The 21,097-nt window shown below is 55.3% G+C and carries 17 protein-coding genes and 1 riboswitch; of the genes, 8 read left to right on the top strand and 9 right to left on the bottom strand.

What is annotated here, in order from left to right; translation table 11 throughout:
• Positions 1-254: 254 nt before the first annotated feature.
• The 9 genes from AC1AY0_RS07625 to AC1AY0_RS07585 all read right to left on the bottom strand — a co-directional run bounded on the left by AC1AY0_RS07625 (position 255) and on the right by AC1AY0_RS07585 (position 9,889).
• On the bottom strand, positions 255-1,193 hold the full coding sequence (locus tag AC1AY0_RS07625) for an RluA family pseudouridine synthase (RefSeq protein ID WP_476523593.1): 939 nt from the start codon (positions 1,191-1,193) through the stop codon (positions 255-257).
• Positions 1,193-1,732, bottom strand: coding sequence for a signal peptidase II (locus tag AC1AY0_RS07620; RefSeq protein ID WP_476523595.1), 540 nt, complete (start codon positions 1,730-1,732; stop codon positions 1,193-1,195). The genes AC1AY0_RS07625 and AC1AY0_RS07620 overlap by 1 nt, the downstream gene beginning before the upstream one ends.
• A 19-nt stretch (positions 1,733-1,751) precedes the next feature.
• Positions 1,752-3,062: a DivIVA domain-containing protein gene (locus AC1AY0_RS07615; RefSeq protein ID WP_476523596.1), complete on the bottom strand. Its 1,311-nt coding sequence runs from the start codon at positions 3,060-3,062 to the stop codon at positions 1,752-1,754.
• Positions 3,063-3,210: 148 nt separating this feature from the next.
• Positions 3,211-3,513 (bottom strand): YggT family protein, encoded by a 303-nt coding sequence (locus tag AC1AY0_RS07610; protein ID WP_476523816.1) that lies wholly within the window; start codon positions 3,511-3,513, stop codon positions 3,211-3,213.
• Between the two features lie 136 nt (positions 3,514-3,649).
• Positions 3,650-4,138 carry a cell division protein SepF gene (locus tag AC1AY0_RS07605; protein ID WP_476523597.1) on the bottom strand — a complete coding sequence of 163 codons (489 nt, stop codon included), beginning with the start codon at positions 4,136-4,138 and terminating at the stop codon, positions 3,650-3,652.
• 12 nt (positions 4,139-4,150) lie between these two features.
• Positions 4,151-5,356, bottom strand: a complete 1,206-nt coding sequence (ftsZ, locus tag AC1AY0_RS07600) for a cell division protein FtsZ (protein ID WP_476523598.1) — start codon at positions 5,354-5,356, stop codon at positions 4,151-4,153.
• A 185-nt stretch (positions 5,357-5,541) separates the two neighbouring features.
• The gene (dusB, locus tag AC1AY0_RS07595; protein WP_476523600.1) at positions 5,542-6,786 is read right to left on the bottom strand and encodes a tRNA dihydrouridine synthase DusB; all 1,245 of its coding nucleotides are present in this window, start codon (positions 6,784-6,786) and stop codon (positions 5,542-5,544) included.
• A gap of 155 nt (positions 6,787-6,941) precedes the next feature.
• Entirely contained in the window at positions 6,942-8,414 is a 1,473-nt protein-coding gene (locus AC1AY0_RS07590; protein ID WP_476523602.1) for a glycine--tRNA ligase, read from the bottom strand.
• 71 nt (positions 8,415-8,485) lie between these two features.
• Positions 8,486-9,889, bottom strand: a complete 1,404-nt coding sequence (locus AC1AY0_RS07585) for a C1 family peptidase (protein ID WP_476523603.1) — start codon at positions 9,887-9,889, stop codon at positions 8,486-8,488.
• 199 nt (positions 9,890-10,088) lie between these two features.
• A riboswitch (TPP riboswitch) is annotated at positions 10,089-10,195 on the top strand.
• Here AC1AY0_RS07585 and thiM point away from each other — a divergent pair.
• The 8 genes from thiM (at position 10,187) to AC1AY0_RS07545 (ending at position 21,020) form a co-directional block, all read left to right on the top strand.
• Positions 10,187-11,083, top strand: a complete 897-nt coding sequence (gene thiM / locus AC1AY0_RS07580; RefSeq protein ID WP_476523604.1) for a hydroxyethylthiazole kinase — start codon at positions 10,187-10,189, stop codon at positions 11,081-11,083. It overlaps the preceding riboswitch by 9 nt.
• Before the next feature lie 90 nt (positions 11,084-11,173).
• The gene (gene thiC, locus AC1AY0_RS07575) at positions 11,174-13,936 is read left to right on the top strand and encodes a phosphomethylpyrimidine synthase ThiC (RefSeq protein WP_476523606.1); all 2,763 of its coding nucleotides are present in this window, start codon (positions 11,174-11,176) and stop codon (positions 13,934-13,936) included.
• 57 nt (positions 13,937-13,993) lie between these two features.
• On the top strand, positions 13,994-14,791 hold the full coding sequence (thiD, locus tag AC1AY0_RS07570) for a bifunctional hydroxymethylpyrimidine kinase/phosphomethylpyrimidine kinase (protein WP_476523607.1): 798 nt from the start codon (positions 13,994-13,996) through the stop codon (positions 14,789-14,791).
• Between the two features lie 78 nt (positions 14,792-14,869).
• On the top strand, positions 14,870-15,250 hold the full coding sequence (locus tag AC1AY0_RS07565; RefSeq protein WP_476523609.1) for a thiamine-binding protein: 381 nt from the start codon (positions 14,870-14,872) through the stop codon (positions 15,248-15,250).
• Between the two features lie 259 nt (positions 15,251-15,509).
• Complete coding sequence (locus AC1AY0_RS07560; protein ID WP_476523611.1) at positions 15,510-16,886, top strand: MFS transporter; 1,377 nt, start codon at positions 15,510-15,512, stop codon at positions 16,884-16,886.
• A gap of 122 nt (positions 16,887-17,008) precedes the next feature.
• The gene (locus tag AC1AY0_RS07555) at positions 17,009-18,373 is read left to right on the top strand and encodes a serpin family protein (protein ID WP_476523612.1); all 1,365 of its coding nucleotides are present in this window, start codon (positions 17,009-17,011) and stop codon (positions 18,371-18,373) included.
• Between the two features lie 51 nt (positions 18,374-18,424).
• Positions 18,425-19,468, top strand: a complete 1,044-nt coding sequence (locus AC1AY0_RS07550) for a LacI family DNA-binding transcriptional regulator (RefSeq protein WP_476523614.1) — start codon at positions 18,425-18,427, stop codon at positions 19,466-19,468.
• A 211-nt stretch (positions 19,469-19,679) separates the two neighbouring features.
• Positions 19,680-21,020 (top strand): oligosaccharide MFS transporter, encoded by a 1,341-nt coding sequence (locus tag AC1AY0_RS07545; RefSeq protein ID WP_476526139.1) that lies wholly within the window; start codon positions 19,680-19,682, stop codon positions 21,018-21,020.
• The last annotated feature ends 77 nt before the right edge of the window (positions 21,021-21,097 follow it).

Here is a 21,097-nt window from a genome sequence, read left to right as displayed (position 1 = left end):
GGTTTTCCAACACCGACTGTAGGGAAACCAACGTTTTTCGTCGGAATTCCTACAGTCGGTGTTGGAAAACCTACAGTCAATGTCAATAAACCGACAGTCAGTGTTAAAAAACCGACAGTCAAAGGTTTCAACGGTCAAAAAATCGATAATCGTCAGGAGATAGTAGTTAGGAATAAGCCGATAAAACTCAAGAACAATCAGCTGAGGAGTCAGGAACAATCAGAGTGATAAGTCAGGAACAAGCCGCTGGCAAATCAGGACTGAAGAGATGCATCGGCATGACGAGCACGCATCACGTCAAGCGCGGCGGCCAAATCAGCTGGATAATGCGATTCAACCGTGGTCCAGATGCGGGTTCGCGGATGGCGGAATTCAAGTTTCATGGCATGCAACCATTGACGATCCAGTCCGAGTGCTTCAGAAAGCACCGGATTGGCACCATACATCGGATCGCCGCACAGCGGGTGGCCAATAGATGAAAAATGCACGCGAATCTGGTGAGTGCGACCGGTTTCGAGGTTCACAGAAACCAAAGTGGCCTCGTGACCGAATCGTTCCATCACATCCCAGTGAGTCACAGCAGGCTTACCTGCTGGAGTCACGCAAAAACGAAAATCAGAAACCTTGGCACGTCCAATCGGCGCCTCAATAGTCGCCTTGTTTTGCTTCAGTGAACCTTGCACCAATGCATGGTAGGTTTTCCTCACCTCATGCTCAGCAAACTGACGACGCATCTCGGTGTATGCCAAATCAGACTTGCATACGAGCATCAATCCAGAGGTACCCACGTCCAGACGCGAAACGATACCCTCACGGCCAGCAGCACCAAGAGCAGTAATATGCACACCACGATCGCGCAGGGAACCAAGAACCGTGGGACCGGTCCATCCAACAGAAGCATGGGCGGCGACGCCTACTGGCTTATCGACTACAACAACATCGTCGTCCTCATAGACCACAGCCATATCATTGGCGATAGGTTCCGGCTCTTTGCGTTCTTCGATTAAATCGAATTCAACGGTTTCCCCTGCGGCCAAAGTGCTGGAGCGAGCAACATCACGCCCCAGCACTCGTGCCTGGCCTGAATCAATCAGGTCGGCCGCTTTAGAACGGGAGATACCGAGCATTTTCGCTACGGCAACATCAAATCGTTTACCGATGAGCGCATCAGGAGCAGGAACCATACGATTCATTACTCGGCGTCCACCTTTGTCTCGGATGATTCACGCTGTTCAGCCACATCGTTATGAGTAAAAGGAACATTGCGCAGAATCAAAATCACAATAACCACACCGGCTACTACAAGATAGATATCTGCCACGTTACCCACGGACCATCCATAGTTCAGGAAATCCACAACTTTACCGTTGAGGAATCCATCTGCATACATCACACGATCAATAAGATTGCCGAAAGCACCAGCAAATGCAAAGGACAATGCCACGGTCCACTGCAATGAAATTGCACGCAATCCGTAGTAAATCAATGCACAGCATGCTGCGATAGCGAGCAAACTAATCACCCACGTGGCACCGGACCCCATACCTAGGGATGCGCCTGGATTGCGCACCAAAGTCAGAGACAACAGTCCCGGAATCACGCGGATGGTTTGACCGTTGGATAATGCCGCTAGTGCCCAGAACTTGGTGAACTGGTCAATCATCAATGCAACTGCGGCTACACATGCAAAGACGGCCGCGTGAATACGCAGCCGTCCCTGTTGGTTCGTCATACGACTTACCTACCTACGCTCAGTTGGCCTTGGACGAGGTCTGGTCCTGGTAGTTGTTCGACTCGGAAACCTGTGCGGCAAGCTGGCCGAGGAACTCGGTCAGGCGTGCACGGTACTCGGTCTCGAACTGCTTGAGGCTCTGAATGTTGCCCTCAATGACCTTGGACTGGTTCTGCAGGTTGTCGCGCACCTGCTGTGCGTAAGTGTCAGCGGCGGAACGAGTCTGCTTGTCGTATTCCGCTGCACGACGCTGCACATCTGCCTCGTACTCGTCAGCATCGGTGTGCTGAGTCTTGGAGTAGTTGTCAGCATCCTGACGGGTCTTCTCAGAGTAGGAGTCTGCGTCGGCACGAGTGTTCTCGGAATACGTGTCGGCGTCAGTACGGGTGTTCTTGGAGTAAGCGTCAGCGTCAGCGTGCACGCGATCGCGGTAGGCGTCAGCCTCAGAACGAGTGCGATCGGAGTAGGTGTTGGCCTTGGTGACCAAATCGTTGTACTTGTTCTGGCTGGCTTCGGTGATTTCCTTAGCCTTGGTCTTGCCCTTCTCCACGTACTGATCGTGCAGCTGCATGGCCAGAGTCAACATAGCGGTTGCGCGCTCCGGCTCGCTACCCGGCATGGATGCGGCACCGGCAATCTTCTGCAGGGAACCGGTTTCAGTGCTCGGCTCAACCTTAGAGACCTGAGCACGCAGCTGGTTCTCACGCTGCTTGGCTTCTTCGAGCTGACGAGACAGCTCCTGAATCTGAGCGGCCTGCTGCTGAGCAACACCACCCTGCTGCTGAGCAGCAGCGAGCTGACGAGACAGCTCTTCGTTAGCGGCACGGAACTGATCGCGTTCCTTCTGAATAGCGGCAATCTGCTGGCCAACAGCTTCCTGGTTGCCGGAAGCCTGAGCAGCCTGAGCAGTCAGCTGATCAATCTGAGCATTCAGCTGATCGACCTGCCCCTTGAGCTGATCATTCTGAGCAGAGAGGGCACGGTTGGATTCCTCTGCTTCGCTGAGCTTGGCGGCAGCCAGCTGAGCGGCCTTATCACCTTCTGCAGAAGACTGCTGACCCTGAGCGGCAGCATTCTTCAGCTCGTTGTTCTCAGCCTGGAGCTTCTGCACTTCACCAGTCAGCTCGGAAATCTTGGCATTCAGGTTGGTCACGTCGGGACCCAGAGCCTGGGTTGCCTGACCACCGGCTACTGCTTGGCGGCCCAGCGCCTCCACAGTTTCCGTGACCTGATCGAGGAAGTCGTCAACCTCGTCGACATCGTAACCTTCCTTGAATCGCACGGTCTGGAAGGTGTGCTCCCTAATATCCTTCGGCGTCAACAGAGCCATAAATATTGCACCTCGCTTTGGGGCTTTGCCCTCGCTTACGTTGGTATCAAGTATTGATGCTATCACGACCCCTTCGATTCATGGGAGTTTTGTGCCGATTTTCAAGGTGCGACATGCCGTATTCGGCACAAAAATCAGCAATCAAGCATCAGAAAATAAGATAAACGACGCTTTCGAGCACAACCAGCGCAAAATACAGCACTATAAAGCTCATATCAAGATAGACAGCTCCCAACGGAAGCGGCTTGATGTACTGACGCAACCAGCGCAACGGCGGCTCAGCAATCGTGTACACCAAATTGATGAGCTGGGCCACAATACCACGTGGATACCAATTGCGGGCCAAAATGGACACCCAATCAAGAACCATACGAATAATGAGCACGGTGATATATGCATTAATCAGCCACGCAAGAATACGGCCAATCAGCGAAAAGACAAAAGGCAACATGGGGGTAAGCGTAACAAGGCTATGTGAAAAGTTTGCTGGGAGCTCAATGAGAATTGGCCGACTCCCTCGAAAGGAATCGGCCAATTCTTAACAGCTCAATAAGTGCAACGTGCGATGCAACGTGTACTTGTGCAGGTCAGTCGGAGAACAAATCTCGAGCAGACGCCGCGTTTGCAGGCTCTTCAACCTTGATGTTCACCTGAGCAGGACTCAGCAGGAACACACGCGGAGTGACACGTTCAAGAGAACCGCGCACACCAAATACCACACCTGCAGAGAAGTCAACAATGCGGTATGCCACCGCTTCAGATACGCCGGTCAGGTTCAGCACCACAGGCACACCGTCGCGCAATGCACGGCCTACCAACTGAGCATCCTCATATGACTTCGGATGAATCGTGGTGATTCGGTTGACTCGCCCGCCTTGGAAAGGCGTAGTCTTCGAACTCTGGCTCGGTGCCGGAGTGGTCTGAGCCAACGGGGTTACCGTGTGGTCAGAGTCAAAGTTCGACTTCGGCTGAGGCTTCTGCTGCTGCTCCTCTTCCTCCTCAACGAACTCGTCATCGTCATCTGCCACATCGCTCATGCCCAGGTAAGACATCGCGTTTTTCATGAACCCAGCCATGGTTCAGTCCTTTCAGCGCAGGAAGTCGGGGATGTCGAGATCGCCCGCCGGATCGTTGAGAGAAATGGTCGGATGTTCGGAAGTCGGATCATCGAACGGCAGCGAAGCGGAATCACCGGTGCTCGGGGTGAACGTCGGCTGCACGGTTGGCTGCGCCACTGGAGTGGGCTGAGCGGCCTGAGTCGGGACAGCGGCAGGCTTAACAGGCTGTGCAGGCACAACCGGAGTCACCACTTCCTGATCGTCAGCATCCTGTGCGGAAACATGATCAAAGCCGGCAGCGATAACCGTAACGCGGACTTCGTCACCGTAAGCATCATCCAGAGCAAGACCCCAAATAATCTGAGCCTCAGGGTGAATAGCCTTACGAACCAGTTCGGTAGCTGCGGAAGCTTCCTGCAGCTTCAGATCAGTCGGGCCAGCGATGTTAATCAACGCACCATGAGCGCCCTCGATGCTTTCCTCCAGCAGCGGGGAGCTGATAGCAATTTCGGCGGCCTGCGTAGCACGATCCTCGCCCCGCGCGGAACCAATGCCGAACAGTGCGGTACCTGCACCACGCAGAATGGAATTCACGTCATTGAAATCGACGTGAATGTAGGAATTCATGGAAATAAGATCCGTGATGCCCTGCACACCAGCAAGCAAAGCGGTATCTGCGGTCTTGAACGCTTCAATGATGCCGATGGAACGATCGGAGAGCTCAAGCAGACGATCGTTCGGGATAACGATCAAAGCATCGACTTCTTTACGAAGGTTCTCGATACCGTAATCAGCAGATGCGGAACGCTGCGGACCTTCGAAGCTGAACGGACGGGTCACCACAGCAATGGTCAAAGCACCCTGCTGATGAGCCGTACGAGCCACAATCGGGCTGGCACCCGTACCGGTGCCGCCGCCCTCGCCACAGGTGACGAAGACCATATCGGCACCCTTCAGGGCCTCCTCGATATCGGACTGATGATCCTGAGCGGCCTTTGCACCACGCTCGGGGTCGGCACCGGCGCCAAGACCACGGCTGGTTTTATCAGACAAAGAGATCTTGACGTCAGCGTCAGAACGCAACAAATCCTTGGCATCGGTATTTACCGCCACAAATTCAACGTTCTGCAATCCTTCGGCGATCATACGGTTAACGGCATTGCCGCCGGCTCCGCCTACGCCGACGACCTTAATGTTGGTCTTGTCGTTGAACTCAGTCTGGGCGATCTCGCTCACGTTTGGCTCCTGTCACTTCACGGTTACACCCAAGAGTAGCGCAACTGCCCTACTCGTGGAGTCAATTCGCACATGGATTAGTGCGTGTTGTGCAATTTTTTCTGCGAGCAGACCAAAAAGTGCCGTCAAAGCACCTTCCCAGTCCAACTCGTTGTCTATTCCCAACAGGGAATTACTGGAAAGAATTAATAGCTGGCGTCCATCGGATCATCACCGAAGAGGGCTTCTCTCTCCTCATGGGAGGTGGTACGGGATTCCAGCCAGCCGTAAGGAAGATGCACTTTTTTAGCGAAGCGCACACGTCCACGGGGTTTGTCGATCACTCGCGGCGGATATTCGATGGTGGGGTCAAGGCGAGCAATCTCACGATCCACGTCGGCGAGATTCTCGCATTCCATGAAGGCTTTTCTCGTTGATCCACCTACAGGGAATCCCTTGAGATACCAAGCGATGTGCTTGCGCAAATCATGCACAGCCATCATTTCATCGCCATCGTAGAATTCGGTCAACAATTCTGCATGTCTATGGATGACCTGGCAGACTTCGCCAAGGTTCGGATTGATTCGCTCAGGCTTGCCGGCGAATGCGTTCTTGATATTGGCGAACAACCATGGGCGGCCTTGGCATCCACGGCCAATCGCCACGCCATCGCATCCGGTTTCGCGAACCATTTCCAAAGCGTCTTCGGCACCCCAAATATCACCATTGCCGAATACAGGAATGCTCACATGCTCTTTGAGCTCACCAATCCGGGACCAATCCGAATGACCACCGTAATATTCAGCGGTGGTACGAGCATGCAAAGTTACTGCTTTGCAGCCTTCTTCCTGTGCAATATGCCCAGCTTCAAGGAAGGTCTCATGCTGATGATCAATGCCCACACGAATTTTTGCAGTAACAGGAATACCTGCCGGCTCGCATACCGCAACAACGCGCGACAGCAAGTCGGTGAATATATCTGTTTTCCAAGGCAGCGCTGATCCGCCGCCACGACGGGTGACTTTAGGAACAGGGCAACCGAAATTCAGATCCACATGATCAGCCATGCCTTCATCGACCACGATTTTGGCGGCTTGCTCAGTGATAGAAGGGTTTACTCCATACAGCTGAAGCGAACGAATCTTTTCACTCGGCGCAAAATGACACAGTCGCAACGCTTTAGGGTTCCTTGCCACCAAAGCGCGCGCGGTAATCATTTCCGCTACATAGAGGCCATCTGGACCGTATTCCTCACAAATCACACGGAAAGGCCAATTCGTTACACCGGCCATTGGAGAAAGTACCACCGGAGTCGGCACAGTAATATTGCCAAGTTTCACGGGAGCGATATGCACAGGCTCGTCTGAACGAGTTGGCGAATCTGTACGAGGATCGAGATTATCAGTCTCGTGAGGTTCAGTAATGACGGTTTCGAGATTGGGTTCTACCATGTGTTTCCCTGTTGGATACTGCTGCTCGAGATGCAAAAGAGCCTGCGATGAAGCAGACTGAGGGGAGCCCCGTATTTTAGCAGGGCTCCCCTCAGTCACCTTCTGGTGACAGCTCCCCTCTTGTGCGAGGGGAAATCACGTTAGACGGCTATGGCTTAGTACAGGCCGCCAGCTTCCTGAATGCCGGAGGCAGGCCAAGGTTCGCCACCCATTTCGACCGGCTTGAGCGGCACGCGGGTACGCTTTTCGCTGATGCGAGCGGCAACGTAATCGGCCACCTTGTCCAGAGCAACGCGTTCCTGAGCCATCGTGTCACGTTCACGAATGGTCACGGCGTGATCTTCAAGCGTATCGAAGTCCACGGTGATGCACAGCGGGGTGCCGATTTCGTCCTGACGACGGTAACGACGGCCGATAGCACCGGACTCATCGTAATCAATCATCCATTCGTTGAAGCGCAGATCAGCAGCCAGGTTGTGGGCAACCTCCTGCAGCTCCGGCTTCTTGGACAGCGGCAACACAGCAGCCTTAATCGGGGCCAAGCGCGGGTCAAGACGCAGCACAGTACGCTTGTCAACGCCACCCTTGGTGTTCGGAGCCTCGTCCACATCGTAGGCGTCCACCAGGAAGCACATGAGAGAGCGGGTCAGGCCAGCGGCCGGCTCGATGACGTACGGAATGTACTTCTCGCCAGTGGCCTGGTTGAAGTAGCTCAGGTCTTCGCCGGAGTGCTTGGCATGAGCGGTAAGATCGAAGTCCGTACGGTTGGCGATACCTTCAAGCTCGCCCCAATCGGAGCCCTGGAAGCCGAACTTGTATTCGATGTCCACGGTGCGCTTGGAGTAGTGAGCCAGCTTTTCCTTCGGATGCTCGTAGTGGCGCAGGTTCTCCGGCTTGACACCGAGATCCAAGTACCACTGGGTACGGGCGTCAATCCAGTACTGATGCCATTCCTCATCGGTGCCAGGCTTAACGAAGAACTCCATCTCCATCTGCTCGAACTCGCGGGTACGGAAGATGAAGTTGCCAGGGGTGATCTCGTTACGGAAGGACTTACCCATGTTCGCAATGCCGAACGGCGGCTTGGAACGGGAGGAGGTCATCACGTTCTTGAAGTCCACGAAAATACCCTGCGCGGTTTCCGGGCGCAGGTAGTGGAGGCTGTTCTCGTCCTCAACCGGGCCAAGGTGGGTGCGCAGCATCATGTTGAAGTCACGCGGTTCGGTCCACTCGCCACGGGTGCCGCAGTTCGGGCAAACGATATCCTTCATGCCGTTTTCCGGCATCTTGTCGCCGTGCTTTTCGGCATAGGATTCTTCAAGCTTGTCAGCGCGGTTGCGCTTGTGGCAGTTCAGGCATTCGACGAGAGGATCGTTGAATACGCTCACGTGACCGGAAGCCACCCATACTTCAGGAGGCAGAATAATGGAGGTATCCACGCCGACCACGTCAGGGCGAGTGACGACCATAGAACGCCACCACTCACGCTTGATGTTGTCCTTCAGCGCGACGCCGAGCGGACCGTAATCCCAAGCGGAACGAGTGCCGCCATAGATTTCACCGGCAGGGAATACGAAGCCACGACGCTTTGCGAGGGATACGACTTCATCGAGTTTAGATTGAGCCACAATGCACCTTCTGGTTTGAACGGTTTGGGGACTTACTTACAACCGCTTCAGAATAGCGGCACTCCCCTACATCAGCGGCAGGGGCGAGTGAGTGGTTCCCACGGTTCGAGCTCGACCGGCTCGGACTGGGCGATGGCCAGCGTCGCCTCATCGAGCACATCCTTGCGAATAATCATTTCGGTGACGTACTGGTCGAACCACGCATCGGAGGCCACATAGTAACCGTCCTTGCCGTTGTCTTTGCCCCAGCTGTTTTCAATCTTCCAGCGATTCGGCTTACCGTTGCTATCAAGATTGACACCGGTGAGGGTCATGGCATGGTTGCTCGGTCGGTCGCCATATTCAAGTCCATTGGCCTTGTCAAACGTGAATTCAGTGCCGAACAGCTGATCAATACGCACAGTGTCACGGTCGAATACGCCCTCGCCGCGCAATGCGAACTGCATGCAGTCGCAGGCGAACCAAATCGGATGACCTGCAGCAACTTGATCAACCGCCGCCTTTTTGAATACGTCCAGCGGCACATTGACGAATTCCATGTCACCGGATTCAATCACGTTCGCGCTATAGCGAATACGGTAACGCTTGCCGAACGGGGTACGAGCCATCGGAGCATTGCAGATGGTCACGAAATCGTTGACGTCAACCGGCACATACTTCTTATAGAACTCCAGCGGAGTGATACCAGTTTCGCGAATCTGCTTACGCTCATCTTTACCGGATTCCGGCTTGGAATCGTTGGTCTTCTCCTTATCGTCGTCATCATCATCCTTGACGCGAGCAAGAAAATCGAACGTAGCCGGTGGCTCGCCCAAAGCAATCGCGCACATACGGTAGACGGTAGCCATATCCTCGCACTTTGCTTCACGCAAAGATTCCAATGATTCACCGGCTGTATGGCGGCGACGCAAATCCGCAGCGAACTCACGCAACTTGGTATTGAGGTACTGCTTGAACGCATCCGAATCACGGGAGTTCGCGGATTCCGGATATGCGGACTTCGGTACGAGACCATACTTGTTTACCAATGCGGCGAACATCTGCCACCAGCCGCCATCATCGGACGGGCCTTCGTTGATGATTTCGAAAATACGGGAATCCGTGGGCTCATCCAAGGTTTCCAATACGTACTCAAGGTAGGTGTTGGACTTTTCGATGGCATCCCAGAAGAATAAATATGTTTCAGAGAACTCGAAATCCTCGAGATTCCAATGGTGCATCAGTTCGTAGCGCAAGGTGTTCAGGGATGCGAACATCCAGCATCGGCCGGAACGCTCCTGGTTGGTGATTGAGCCCTGCTTCAATTCGATAGAGAAATCGCGAGGAAGATTACGCAATCCTTGGTAGTCGGTGGCTGCGGCAAGCACGCCAGTAGAGACAGCAGCATTGGCGGCTACGAGATTGGCTCGATCAGCATTGAACGCGCGCGAATATTCCTTGACTTGTTCGATATCAACGGCAGATTGATTGGTCATAGTTCCTCCCCGAAACATGGGCTCACGCAAACGACTTCATCCTACACGCCACAACGATATCCATGCATGATCCATGTAGCAGAAACGAACAGCGACCTCATACCATCAGAAAGCACGACGCGCCAGAGGTAATGGGCAGAAATCAATGATTCTGTTCGATTTTGTAAAGAAATTGTCCGCAATAGCGCATAGCGTCAGTCATGTAATGCAGGGGGACCCGCGACAACGGCGGGTTGAGAATGGCGCAAGCCTAACCCTTAGAACCTGTTGGTTAAGACCATCGTAGGGAGCAGTGATATGAGCGATGATTCGCACGTACATTGTGGTACACACACAAACCAGCCAGATGATATAGCGCCGCTGCGCGCGTCTATTGCGCAAGCAGTACGGGACGTGAAAGATAAGACGCCGCTGGCGCAATCGTTCACGAATTTCGTCACCATTAATTTAGTCGCCAATGCCCAGCTCGCGGCAGGTGGCACGGCAGCTATGAGTTTCTTGCCGGATGATGTAATCGAAACGGCAAAAATTGCCGGCGCGAACTATATCAATGTCGGCACATTACTGCCGTTCTATAAGGATGCGTTACCGTCCATCGCACAGCGCCTCAATTATCTCGGTAAGCCGTGGGTGCTGGATCCGGTGGCTGCCGGCATTGGCAAAACCCGAACTTCGATTTTGCAATCGTTCAAAGCCGCTCCCCCAACGGTAATTCGCGCCAACGCTTCCGAAGTCATCGCGCTGGCAACCATGTGGGGCCTGTTCGATGCAGACAAAGCCAGCCGCCCAGCCGGCGTGGAATCGGTGGATGAAGTTGACGCCGCCGTGGAACCCGCGAAACTACTGGCACAATTCCTTGCCTCATCTACGCCAGCGCATAAGGCTGCTGTAGCCGTATCAGGTGCAGTTGATTTGGTGACCGATGGCGAGCACGTGTACCGTCTGCCCGGTGGCAGCGCAATGATGGCCAAGATTACCGGTGCCGGCTGTTCTCTGGGCGGAGTGACTGCCACGTATCTTGCCGTTGCCGAACCGCTGGTAGCAGCGTTGGCCGCTTCCCTGTTGTATGACCGTGCAGCTGAAATCGCCGAAGCCAAGGCTGAAGGCCCGGGTTCCTTCCAAGTGCATTTCCTTGATGCCCTGTGGAATGTGAGTGCCGAGCAGGTGGCTGAATCGGAAATTCTGGTGCGGTAACTCCCCTCAGTCAGCTTCGCTGACAGCTCGTCCAGCAATTAAGGACGGGCGATATTACAGACTTCCTCAATATCAAACAAAGGAATAATAATGAGCAACGAATATCCGTATGCATCCATGCGCGATTCATTCGATCTTTCCGCATACTTTGTGGTGGGACCGGACGATTGCAAAGGCCGACCGCTGACTGACATTGTCGATCAGGCCTTGCGCGGCGGCGCCACCTTCCTCCAGCTGCGCGCTAAGAACGCTGATGCCTCCGAACTGACCGCCATGGCTCAGGACATCGCACAAATCATCGAAGACAACAACAAGTCCGATTCCGTGGCTTTTGTTATCGATGATCGTGCGGATGTGGTCTGGCAGGCTCGCCGCAAGGGAATCAAGGTCGATGGCGTGCATATCGGTCAGACGGACATGGAGCCGCGCGAAGCCCGTGCGCTGCTCGGCGATGACGCCATTGTTGGTCTTTCCGCTGAAACCGAAAGTCTGGTCAAGCTCATCAACGAGCTACCTGATGGCTGCATCGATTACATTGGCGCAGGCCCGCTGCACGTTTCCACGACGAAGCCGGAAGCCTCCGTGGGTGGCAATGATGGTTCTGGCAAGACTTTGGATGCCAAGCAGATCAATACGATTTGCGCCGCATGCGAGTTCCCTGTGGTTGTGGGCGGCGGTGTGACCATTAAGGATATGGCCATGCTCGCCGAGACCAAGGCCGCAGGCTGGTTCGTGGTTTCCGCCATCGCCGGAGCTGACGATCCGGAGCAAACCACCAAGGATATGGTTGCGGCTTGGAAGGCTGTGCGCGGCGATGCCAAGCACGGGTACGCACCCCGCATTGTGACTCACACTCCAGCTGCCGATACGCAAGCCGCACAGGAAGGCACTGCAGAAGCCGGCAGCGAAGCCACTGAGAAGAAGTTCACCAACGCCAAGCAGGCCAAGGACGCACAGAAGCTCGCCAAGCAGCAGCGCGTGGATATCGCGGCACGCGGTTCCAAGCAGCGCGATAAGGCGCACATTCGTAAGACCAAGCCGGTGCATTTCGAGAATCAGTTCGGTTCTTACGATCTTGAGGTGCCTTACACCGAAATCAAGCTCTCCGACACTCCTGGCGTGGGCCCGAACCCGCCATTCATCGACTACAACACCGAAGGCCCCAAGTGCGATCCGAAGGAAGGCTTGAAGCCGCTTCGTCTGGACTGGATTCGCGACCGTGGCGATATTGAGGAATATGAGGGCCGCCGCCGCAATCTCGGCGATGACGGCAAGCGCGCCATCAAGCGTGGTCGTGCCACCAAGGAATGGCGTGGCCGCAAGCATCAGCCGATGCGCGCCAAGGACCACCCGGTGACTCAGATGTGGTATGCCCGCCACGGCATTATCACCCCGGAAATGAAGTACGTGGCCGAGCGCGAGAACTGCGACGTCGAGCTGGTGCGCTCCGAACTGGCTGCAGGCCGTGCGGTGATGCCGTGCAACATCAACCATCCGGAAGCCGAGCCGATGATTATCGGTTCCGCATTCCTGACCAAGCTCAACGCGAACATGGGCAACTCCGCAGTGACCTCTTCCATCGATGAGGAAGTGGAAAAGCTCACTTGGGCTACCAAGTGGGGTGCCGATACCGTGATGGATCTTTCCACCGGTAACGACATTCACACCACTCGCGAGTGGATTTTGCGCAACTCCCCTGTGCCGATCGGTACTGTGCCGATGTATCAGGCACTCGAAAAGGTTGAGGATGATGCGTCCAAGCTCAGCTGGGAGCTGTTCCGCGATACCGTGATCGAACAGTGCGAACAGGGCGTGGATTACATGACCATTCACGCCGGTGTGCTGCTGCGCTTCGTGCCGCTGACTGCAAACCGTGTGACCGGCATCGTCTCCCGCGGCGGTTCCATCATGGCTGAATGGTGCTTGCAGCATCATCAGGAAAGCTTCCTGTACACGCACTTCGATGAACTGTGCGATATCTTCGCCAAGTATGATGTGGCCTTCTCTCTCGGTGACGGTTTGCGCCCGGGCTCACTGGCGGACGCCAACGATGCCGCGCAGATCGCTGAGCTGATGACACTGGGCGAGCTGACTGAACGCGCCTGGGCCAAGGATGTTCAGGTCATGATCGAAGGCCCAGGCCATATTCCGTTCGACACCGTTCGCATGAACATCGAAATGGAAAAGGCCATCTGCAAGAACGCTCCGTTCTACACTCTTGGACCACTGACCACGGATACCGCGCCCGGCTACGATCACATCACTTCGGCCATCGGCGGCGTGGAAATCGCCCGTTACGGCACCGCCATGCTGTGCTATGTGACGCCGAAGGAACACCTGGGTCTGCCGAACAAGGACGATGTGAAGCAGGGCGTAATCGCCTACAAGATCGCCTGCCATGCCGCAGATATTGCCAAGCATCACCCGCATGCGCAGGATCGCGATCTGGCGATTTCCAAGGCTCGTTTCGAGTTCCGTTGGCTGGACCAGTTCAACCTCTCTTACGATCCGGATACTGCCATTGCCTTCCATGATGAGACTCTGCCCGCTGAGCCGGCCAAGATGGCACACTTCTGCTCGATGTGCGGCCCGAAGTTCTGCTCGATGGCTATCTCCCAGAACATTCGCAAGCAGTTCGGCGGTGCCGCTGCGCAGGAGAAGCTGGTGCAGGACACGCTGGCTGGCAAGATTCCTTCCGCACAGGAAGCTCGTGGCGCTCTGGCCACTGGCACCAGCACACTTGGCACCTCCGGCACTACTGGCACGAATGCTGACGATATTGCCGCTGGTATGGCCGAGATGAGCCGCAAGTTCCAAGAGGGTGGCTCGAAGCTGTACCAGAAGGCGCAGTAAACGTACAGCCGCCTCGCTACGCTCATCAGTATTAGCAGGAGACCAAAGGAGACATTCATGAGCACCACATTGCCAGCAGTACTTGCGATTTCCGGTTCGGATTCATCCGGTGGCGCCGGCATGCAAGCTGACCTGAAAACCATGCTGGCATGTGGTGTATTCGGCATGAGTGCTATCACTGCGCTCACTGCGCAGAACACCACCGGCGTGCGTTCCATTCAGGATACCGAGCCGAAGATTCTGGCCGATGAAATTGACATGGTGTTCGAGGATATTCCTCCGGTCGCCGTCAAAATCGGCATGGTTTCTTCCGCGGACATCATCAACGTGATCGCTGACCGCCTGACCGCGCATCGTGCCACCAACATCGTGCTTGACCCGGTGATGGTGGCCACTTCAGGCGCCAAGCTCATCAGTGATGATGCTGTGGCTGCACTGACCGGCCGACTGTTTGGCATGGCCACTGTGGTAACGCCGAATATTCCTGAGGCTGAAGCGTTGACCGATACCCTGATTCACGATCAGGAGGATATGGAAACCGCTGCTCGTCGCATCAGCGAACAGTATGGCTGCGCGGCTCTGGTTAAGGGTGGTCATGGTACTGAGGATGCCAATGACGTGCTCGCTGAGAACGATGGCACCGTAACGTGGTTCGATGGCGTGCGCATCAACAATCCGAACACGCACGGCACCGGCTGCACTTTAAGCTCCGCCATCGCCTCGTATTTGGCTCTGGGCGATACCCTGCCCAAGGCTATTAAGCATGCCAAGAAATATCTGACCGGCGCGCTCAAGGCTCAGTTGGATCTGGGGCATGGTTCCGGTCCGATGGATCACTTCTGGAAGTATCGCTGATTCTTTTCTGGCTCCTCTGCCTTTCGGCAAGAGGAGCCATTGTTTTGTTTTATGAAGCTTGTTTATGGAAGGACGATTATGGTTCTTGATCGCAATGCCGTGAAGCAGGAAGTACCGATTGACCCGGAAACCGGCAAGCCGTATCTGAACACGGTGGCGGCAATTCAGGTTTCGGCTGCAGGCGTCGGCTCCGAGGTTTCTCCTTATGTGTCTCAGGCCATTGAAGTAATCCGGGAATCCGGTCTGCCACAGGAAACCAATGCCCTGTTCACTAATGTGGAAGGCAACCTTGACGACGTGCTGAAAGTAGCCGGCGAGGCCGCTAAGAAGCTCGCTGAACAGGGATACCGTACTTCTTTGGTACTGCATATGGATATTCGCCCCGGTTTTACTGGTCAGTTGACTGAAAAGCCGAAGTTGGTGGATGAGATTCTGGCAGCGAAGCAACAACAGCAGTGACTACTCCCATTCGTTACCGTTCACAATGTGACCCTGGACGGGAACGAATGGGAAACGCTCCTATAGTTCTTTCCTGACGTACGTGAGCCATCTCACAATGATGGTTCGATGTAGGTGAATTCAAGACGTAGGCTTGGAATCGTTGTCCATTCCACACAATGGAAGGGCAAACGAAGTCGAACCCGCGCTATGAGTTCGTTGCAAGGCAATATACCGTTGAGCGGTTGCCTTGCAACAGGATGTAGAAGAGGCGCTCACTATGACTGCTGCTGAACAGCAGATTCCCGGAAATTCCGCAACCATGAACACCATGCAGGAGCGTGGCACTGTTGCGAATCAGGCACAGGTAGAAGAAATTGTTTCGCGCATGGATCGTGCGCATGAGACTCCGATGTTCTATCGCATCGTCGCCCTGGTGGCGGCTGGCATGCTGATGGACAGCATCGACGTATATATCGGCAGTGCCGTGGCTTCCAGTGCACTGTCCACTCACTGGTCCACCGTGGCCCAGAACTCCACGTTCATGTCCGCTGGCTTCCTGGGCCTTCTGGTTGGCTCGCTGCTGGCCGGTTTCGTCGGCGACCTGAAGGGCCGCCGTGTGGCTTACCAAATCAACTTGCTGCTGTTCGGCGGCTTCACCTTCCTCGGTGCGTTCGCCCCGAACATGGCCATTCTTTCCCTGTGCCGCTTGGGTGCAGGCTTGGGTCTTGGCGCTGAAATTGTCACCGGCTTCGCTATGGTCAACGAGTTCGCTCCGATGAATCGCCGTGGCCATTGGTGCGCGATTGTCTCGCTCGTGGCTAACTGCGGTGTGCCAATCGCTATGCTGCTGTGCGCGTTCATCATTCCTCGTTGGAGCTGGCGTCCGCTGTTCGTGGGCATCGGCTTGGTGGCTGCTGTGATTTGGTGGCTGCGCCGCGATATTCCGGAATCTCCGCGTTGGCTTGCCGTGCACAACCGTTATGACGAGGCCGATGCTATCGTCAAGCAGCTTGAAGCCAACGGTTCTGAGCCTATTGAAGCTACTAAGTCCGCAACTGATTCCACTCGTAACGCCGGTGGCCGCTCGCTCGGCATCTGCCTGCTTGTGGCCATCGTGGCCGTGAGCGCCACCAACGTGTGCTCCTACGCCTTCACCTCCTGGGTGCCGACCATTCTTGTCAAGCGCGGCATCAACCTTTCCGCTTCGCTGACCACCTCCACCATGATGATGCTCGGCGCTCCGGTCGGCTGCCTTATCGGCTCCCTGCTCATCGACCGTATCGGCCGTAAGCGCACGATTGTGCCGGCATTCCTCTTCACTGGTGTGTTCGGTATGATGTACGCTTTCCAGACTTCCACCGTTGGCGCCATTGTTGTGGGCTTCCTGCTCATGATGTGCCTGTACGTGCTGATGGCTTCCGTGGTGGCCGTGTACGCTCCTGAACTGTTTGCTACCAAGGTGCGCTTCCGTTGCGTGGGTGTGGCCAACGCCATCGCCAAGCTGCTCAACGTGTTGATGCCTATGGTAGTGGGCTGGATGCTCGTGAATCTTGGTGCCACGTCCATCTTCGTGTCCATCAGCGTGATCGCCATCGCTTCGATGCTCATCGTCGGCTTCTTCGGCGTGGAAACCGCTCGTCGTTCGGTCAACTGAACATACGGATATCATTCCTGTCTGTAAGGCGGGTTTGGCAATGCTGGTTCATTGCCAAACCCGCCTTATTCATTAATAATGAGTAGTGCAGCATATCGTTCGCAATGGAGAGGAGATATGCCATGACTTCGACTCTTGATCATTATCGAACATTGCAGCGCAATCGAAAGCGAATCGTACGTATTATCGCCGCAGCGATAGCGGCACTACTGTGCATCATCGCAGGCGGTATATGGTGGACTGCCGGCGATGGACGTCTGTTGACCCTTCAGCTGTTCAAGCCAGCGGCACAATCAGCTACACAATCCGTGAACACGAGCACTTCTGACTTTGCATATCAATCCGCCTCAGCGTTTCTGCAAATGGAGTCAGCACAAAATCAGCAAGGCAATGTGAACTACTCCCCTGTCTCGATGTGGATGGCATTGGCGATTGCCAACCAGGGAGCAGCCGGCGAAACCCGCTCACAGCTCGATACATTGCTCGGAACCAAAGCACTCAGTACCGACGATTATCAATCGCTGCCCCTTTCCATTAATGGGCGGTACAGCGGTTCACAATCACAGATGAGCACTGCGAATTCATTGTGGGTGGATGATCAGCACGAGCTCAGCAATGATTTCAAAGCCAACGTTACGAATGCTTTCGAAGCAGAAGTGCAGTCGCTGCCATTCAATGACTCAACGGCACAACGCATGAGCCAATGGGTTAATCAGCATACCCAAGGTTCCCTCAAACCACAAATCACATTGGAGGACAACGAAGTCATCTCCATCATCAATACCGTATATGCGGATGGGCGCTGGCAGGACCCGTTCAAGACTGAATTCACCGACGAGCAAACCTTCCACGGCACGGTCGGCGATAACGATGTGCCGATGATGAATCGCAGTTTCGATGGCATGGTATGGGCGCATGACACAAACAACACTTGGCAGCGAGTTTCCATACCGTTCGACAATGGCGGTGCGTTGACCATTCTTCTGCCGGCAGCCGGCAGCTTTGACGATATTGTGCAAGACACTACAAAGCTTCGTTGGGCGTTAAGCACCTGCCTCGGGGCTTCATACCAGTATGGTTGCATGACTGATGCCCCTGAAGGTTGGGGCGTCTCCGCCGAACCAGCCTTGGTCAATGTTTCCCTGCCACGGTTCACTATTGACACTACGTTCGCATCTGATGACACGATTGCAGCATTAAAGGAACTAGGTGTAAGCGACGCCTTTACTCCCGGAACCGCCAATCTAGGCAAGATGACAGATTCATCGACCGACGCATTATTCATCGGCTCGATTATCCAGGGCACCCGAATCGAAGTGAATGAGCATGGGGCAAAAGCCAGCGCTTTCACCAAAGCAGGGACCGACGCAGCCGGCGCGCCTGCTCAACAGCAGTCTGTGGATTTCACAGTAAATCGGCCATTCCTCTATGCGCTGACGACGCCGGATAACATCCCACTGTTTATTGGTGCGGTACGAAATCTGTAGCATGGCGCGAGATGTGACGCGCCGTGCTTATCAGGTGTATCGTTTGACGTTATGGTAACCATGAAGGAAATTGCACAGCAGGCAGGCGTATCCGTATCCACTGTGTCGCTGGTGCTTAACAATCGCGATGAGGGCCGCGTACGAAGCAACGTTGCCGATCAGGTACGCGCCATCGCCAAACAGCTTGGCTATAAATCCAATCCTCTGGCCAGTTCGCTGCGCACCGGCCGCACGCATATCCTCGGTTTCATCAGCGAGGAAGTGGCCACCACACCGTACGCTGGCGGCATTATTCTGGGAGCCCAGCATGCGGCTCAGCAGCTCGGGTACATGCTCATCGTAGTGAGCACGGACGCCCAAGCTGACGAGGATCAAGAGATTGACGCGCTCAAACGGTATGGTTCGGACGGCTTCCTATATGCCAAGATGTCCAACCGCATCACTCGGGTGCCCGCCGCGCTTAAAGACACGCCATTGGTACTGGTAGACGCCACCGATGAGGAAGGCATGATTCCCAGCGTGGAACCGGACGAGTTCCGCATCGGCTACGACGCCACCATGCGGCTGGTCCGTGCAGGCTGCGAGCGTATTGCCTATGTGGGCTGCGCCGAAACGATGATCGCCCAAAACGGGCGTCTTGAAGGCTACCAGGCCGCGCTGAAGGATGCCGGACGCCCATACGATGAGCGACTGGTGGCCAACGTGCTCAACAATGATCCAGCCCTTGCGGCCGTGGACCGCCTATTCGACGAAGTCCACCCTGACGGATTCTTCTGCTTCAACGATGCACGCGCGTGGTACGTGTACGAGTGCGCGGCGCGGCGCGGATTGACCATAGGTCACGATATTTCGGTGGTGGGTGTGGATAACCACCGCGTGCTGGCTGAGACGCTGGCGCCTATGCTCACCACGGTAGCGCTACCGCACTTCGAGATGGGCTATTGGGCCACAATCAAGCTGGTCTCAATGATCGAGGACCGTCCTCTTGACGGCCTTGAATGGCCTGAGACCACTGCCCCGCTGCCACCGCTTAACGCGCCGATTCCGGCGAAGATTCATTGCACGCTGATTGAAAAGCACTCGGTACGGCAGTAGGTAGGCGCCTTGCTCGACTTTCTTTTCAGGCTTCTCTCACGATGAGAGAAGCCTTTTTTTATACCCGACACGCCGAGTACGTCAATCGATTGACGTAAATCGATTGACGCGGCATAATCATTGGTGTCATAACACATTCCGCACAAGGCATTGCAGCTGAATGCGGAAGCAACGAAGCAACCAACCAACAACATGTAATCAAAGGATGATTATGGCAAGTGCATCCAAGTCTGCTTGGAGGAACCCCTCCTATCTGCAGAGCTCCCTCGGCATTTTCATGTTCTTCTGCTCCTGGGGCATCTGGTGGTCCTTCTTCCGCGTCTGGCTTGAGTCCATCGGCTTGACCGATGGCGAAGCCGGCATGATTTACACCATCAACTCCGCAGCGACCATGGTCATCATGTTCGCTTATGGAGCCATCCAGGATCAGCTCGGTATCAAGCGCAAGCTTGTGGTCTGCACCTCCGTGATTGCGGCGCTCGTGGGCCCGTTCGTCCAGTTCGTCTATGCGCCAATGATTGAGGCCGGCGGCACCACCCGTTGGATTGGCGCACTCATCGGCTCCATTGTGCTCTCGGCTGGTTTCATGGCCGCCTGCTCACTGCTTGAAGCCGTCACCGAACGCTATTCACGTCACTTCAACTTCGAATACGGCCAGTCCCGCGCATGGGGCTCCTTCGGCTACGCCATCGTGGCCCTGTTCGCCGGCTTCCTGTTCAATATCAACCCGATGATCAACTTCTGGGTCGGCTCCGCCTGTGGTCTGGGCATGCTGCTCATCTATGCCTTCTGGGTGCCCGCCGAGCAGAAGGACAAGCTCAAGGCCGCCGCTGACCCGAATGCTGAGAAGTCTGGCCCGACGTTCAAGGAAATGATTGGCGTGCTCGGCATGCCGACCCTATGGGTGCTCGTGGTCTTCATGCTCTTCACCAACACTTTCTACGTGGTGTTCGATCAGCAGTTCTTCCCGGTCTATTACCGCAACCTCTTCTCCACTCCGGAACTCGGCCAAGCCACCTACGGCACCCTGAACAGCTTCCAGGTGTTCCTCGAGTCCGCCATGATGGGCGTAGTCCCGATCATCATGCGCAAAATCGGTGTGCGCAACTCCCTGCTGCTCGGCGCCTTCGTGATGTTCGCCCGCATCGGCCTGTGCGGCGTGTTCCACGACCCGATCACCGTCTCCATCGTCAAGCTGTTCCACTCCATCGAGGTGCCGCTGTTCTGTCTGCCGGCATTCCGCTACTTCACCCTGCACTTCGACACCAAGCTGTCCGCCACGCTGTACATGGTCGGCTTCCAGATCGCCTCCCAAGTGGGCCAGATCGTCTTCTCCACGCCGCTGGGCATCCTGCACGGCTACATGAAGGAACTCATGCCTGACAACGACATGGGCATCCGCATCACCTTCTGGATGATCTCCGGCATCGTGCTGCTGGCCCTGATTTATGGCTTCTTCGTCATCAAGAAGGATAACGAAGACATCGGCGGCGACCCGTTCTACACGGACAAGCAGCTCAAGCAGATGGAAGCAGCTAAGGCTGCCTCCTGATGCACATCCGGCTCCCTCAACATGGAAGCCGGACCCATCCGAAAACCTGTGGCGGCTGGGAGGTTTCCTTCCCTTTT

This window comes from Bifidobacterium sp. LH_416, assembly GCF_056357055.1.
The sequence above is the reverse complement of the archived record's forward strand: the minus strand, read 5'-3'. Positions and strand labels throughout refer to the sequence as shown.

Bases quoted from the DNA above. Each gene is read 5' to 3' on its own strand.
- AC1AY0_RS07565 (WP_476523609.1), top strand. From the start codon at position 14,870: ATGGTTCTTGATCGCAATGCCGTGAAGCAGGAAGTACCGATTGACCCG.
- AC1AY0_RS07625 (WP_476523593.1), bottom strand. From the start codon at position 1,193: ATGAATCGTATGGTTCCTGCTCCTGATGCGCTCATCGGTAAACGATTT.
- AC1AY0_RS07555 (WP_476523612.1), top strand. From the start codon at position 17,009: ATGACTTCGACTCTTGATCATTATCGAACATTGCAGCGCAATCGAAAG.
- AC1AY0_RS07560 (WP_476523611.1), top strand. From the start codon at position 15,510: ATGACTGCTGCTGAACAGCAGATTCCCGGAAATTCCGCAACCATGAAC.
- AC1AY0_RS07615 (WP_476523596.1), bottom strand. From the start codon at position 3,062: ATGGCTCTGTTGACGCCGAAGGATATTAGGGAGCACACCTTCCAGACC.
- AC1AY0_RS07545 (WP_476526139.1), top strand. From the start codon at position 19,680: ATGGCAAGTGCATCCAAGTCTGCTTGGAGGAACCCCTCCTATCTGCAG.
- AC1AY0_RS07550 (WP_476523614.1), top strand. From the start codon at position 18,425: ATGGTAACCATGAAGGAAATTGCACAGCAGGCAGGCGTATCCGTATCC.
- AC1AY0_RS07620 (WP_476523595.1), bottom strand. From the start codon at position 1,732: ATGACGAACCAACAGGGACGGCTGCGTATTCACGCGGCCGTCTTTGCA.
- thiM (WP_476523604.1), top strand. From the start codon at position 10,187: ATGAGCGATGATTCGCACGTACATTGTGGTACACACACAAACCAGCCA.
- thiD (WP_476523607.1), top strand. From the start codon at position 13,994: ATGAGCACCACATTGCCAGCAGTACTTGCGATTTCCGGTTCGGATTCA.
- thiC (WP_476523606.1), top strand. From the start codon at position 11,174: ATGAGCAACGAATATCCGTATGCATCCATGCGCGATTCATTCGATCTT.
- AC1AY0_RS07610 (WP_476523816.1), bottom strand. From the start codon at position 3,513: ATGTTGCCTTTTGTCTTTTCGCTGATTGGCCGTATTCTTGCGTGGCTG.
- AC1AY0_RS07605 (WP_476523597.1), bottom strand. From the start codon at position 4,138: ATGGCTGGGTTCATGAAAAACGCGATGTCTTACCTGGGCATGAGCGAT.
- dusB (WP_476523600.1), bottom strand. From the start codon at position 6,786: ATGGTAGAACCCAATCTCGAAACCGTCATTACTGAACCTCACGAGACT.
- AC1AY0_RS07585 (WP_476523603.1), bottom strand. From the start codon at position 9,889: ATGACCAATCAATCTGCCGTTGATATCGAACAAGTCAAGGAATATTCG.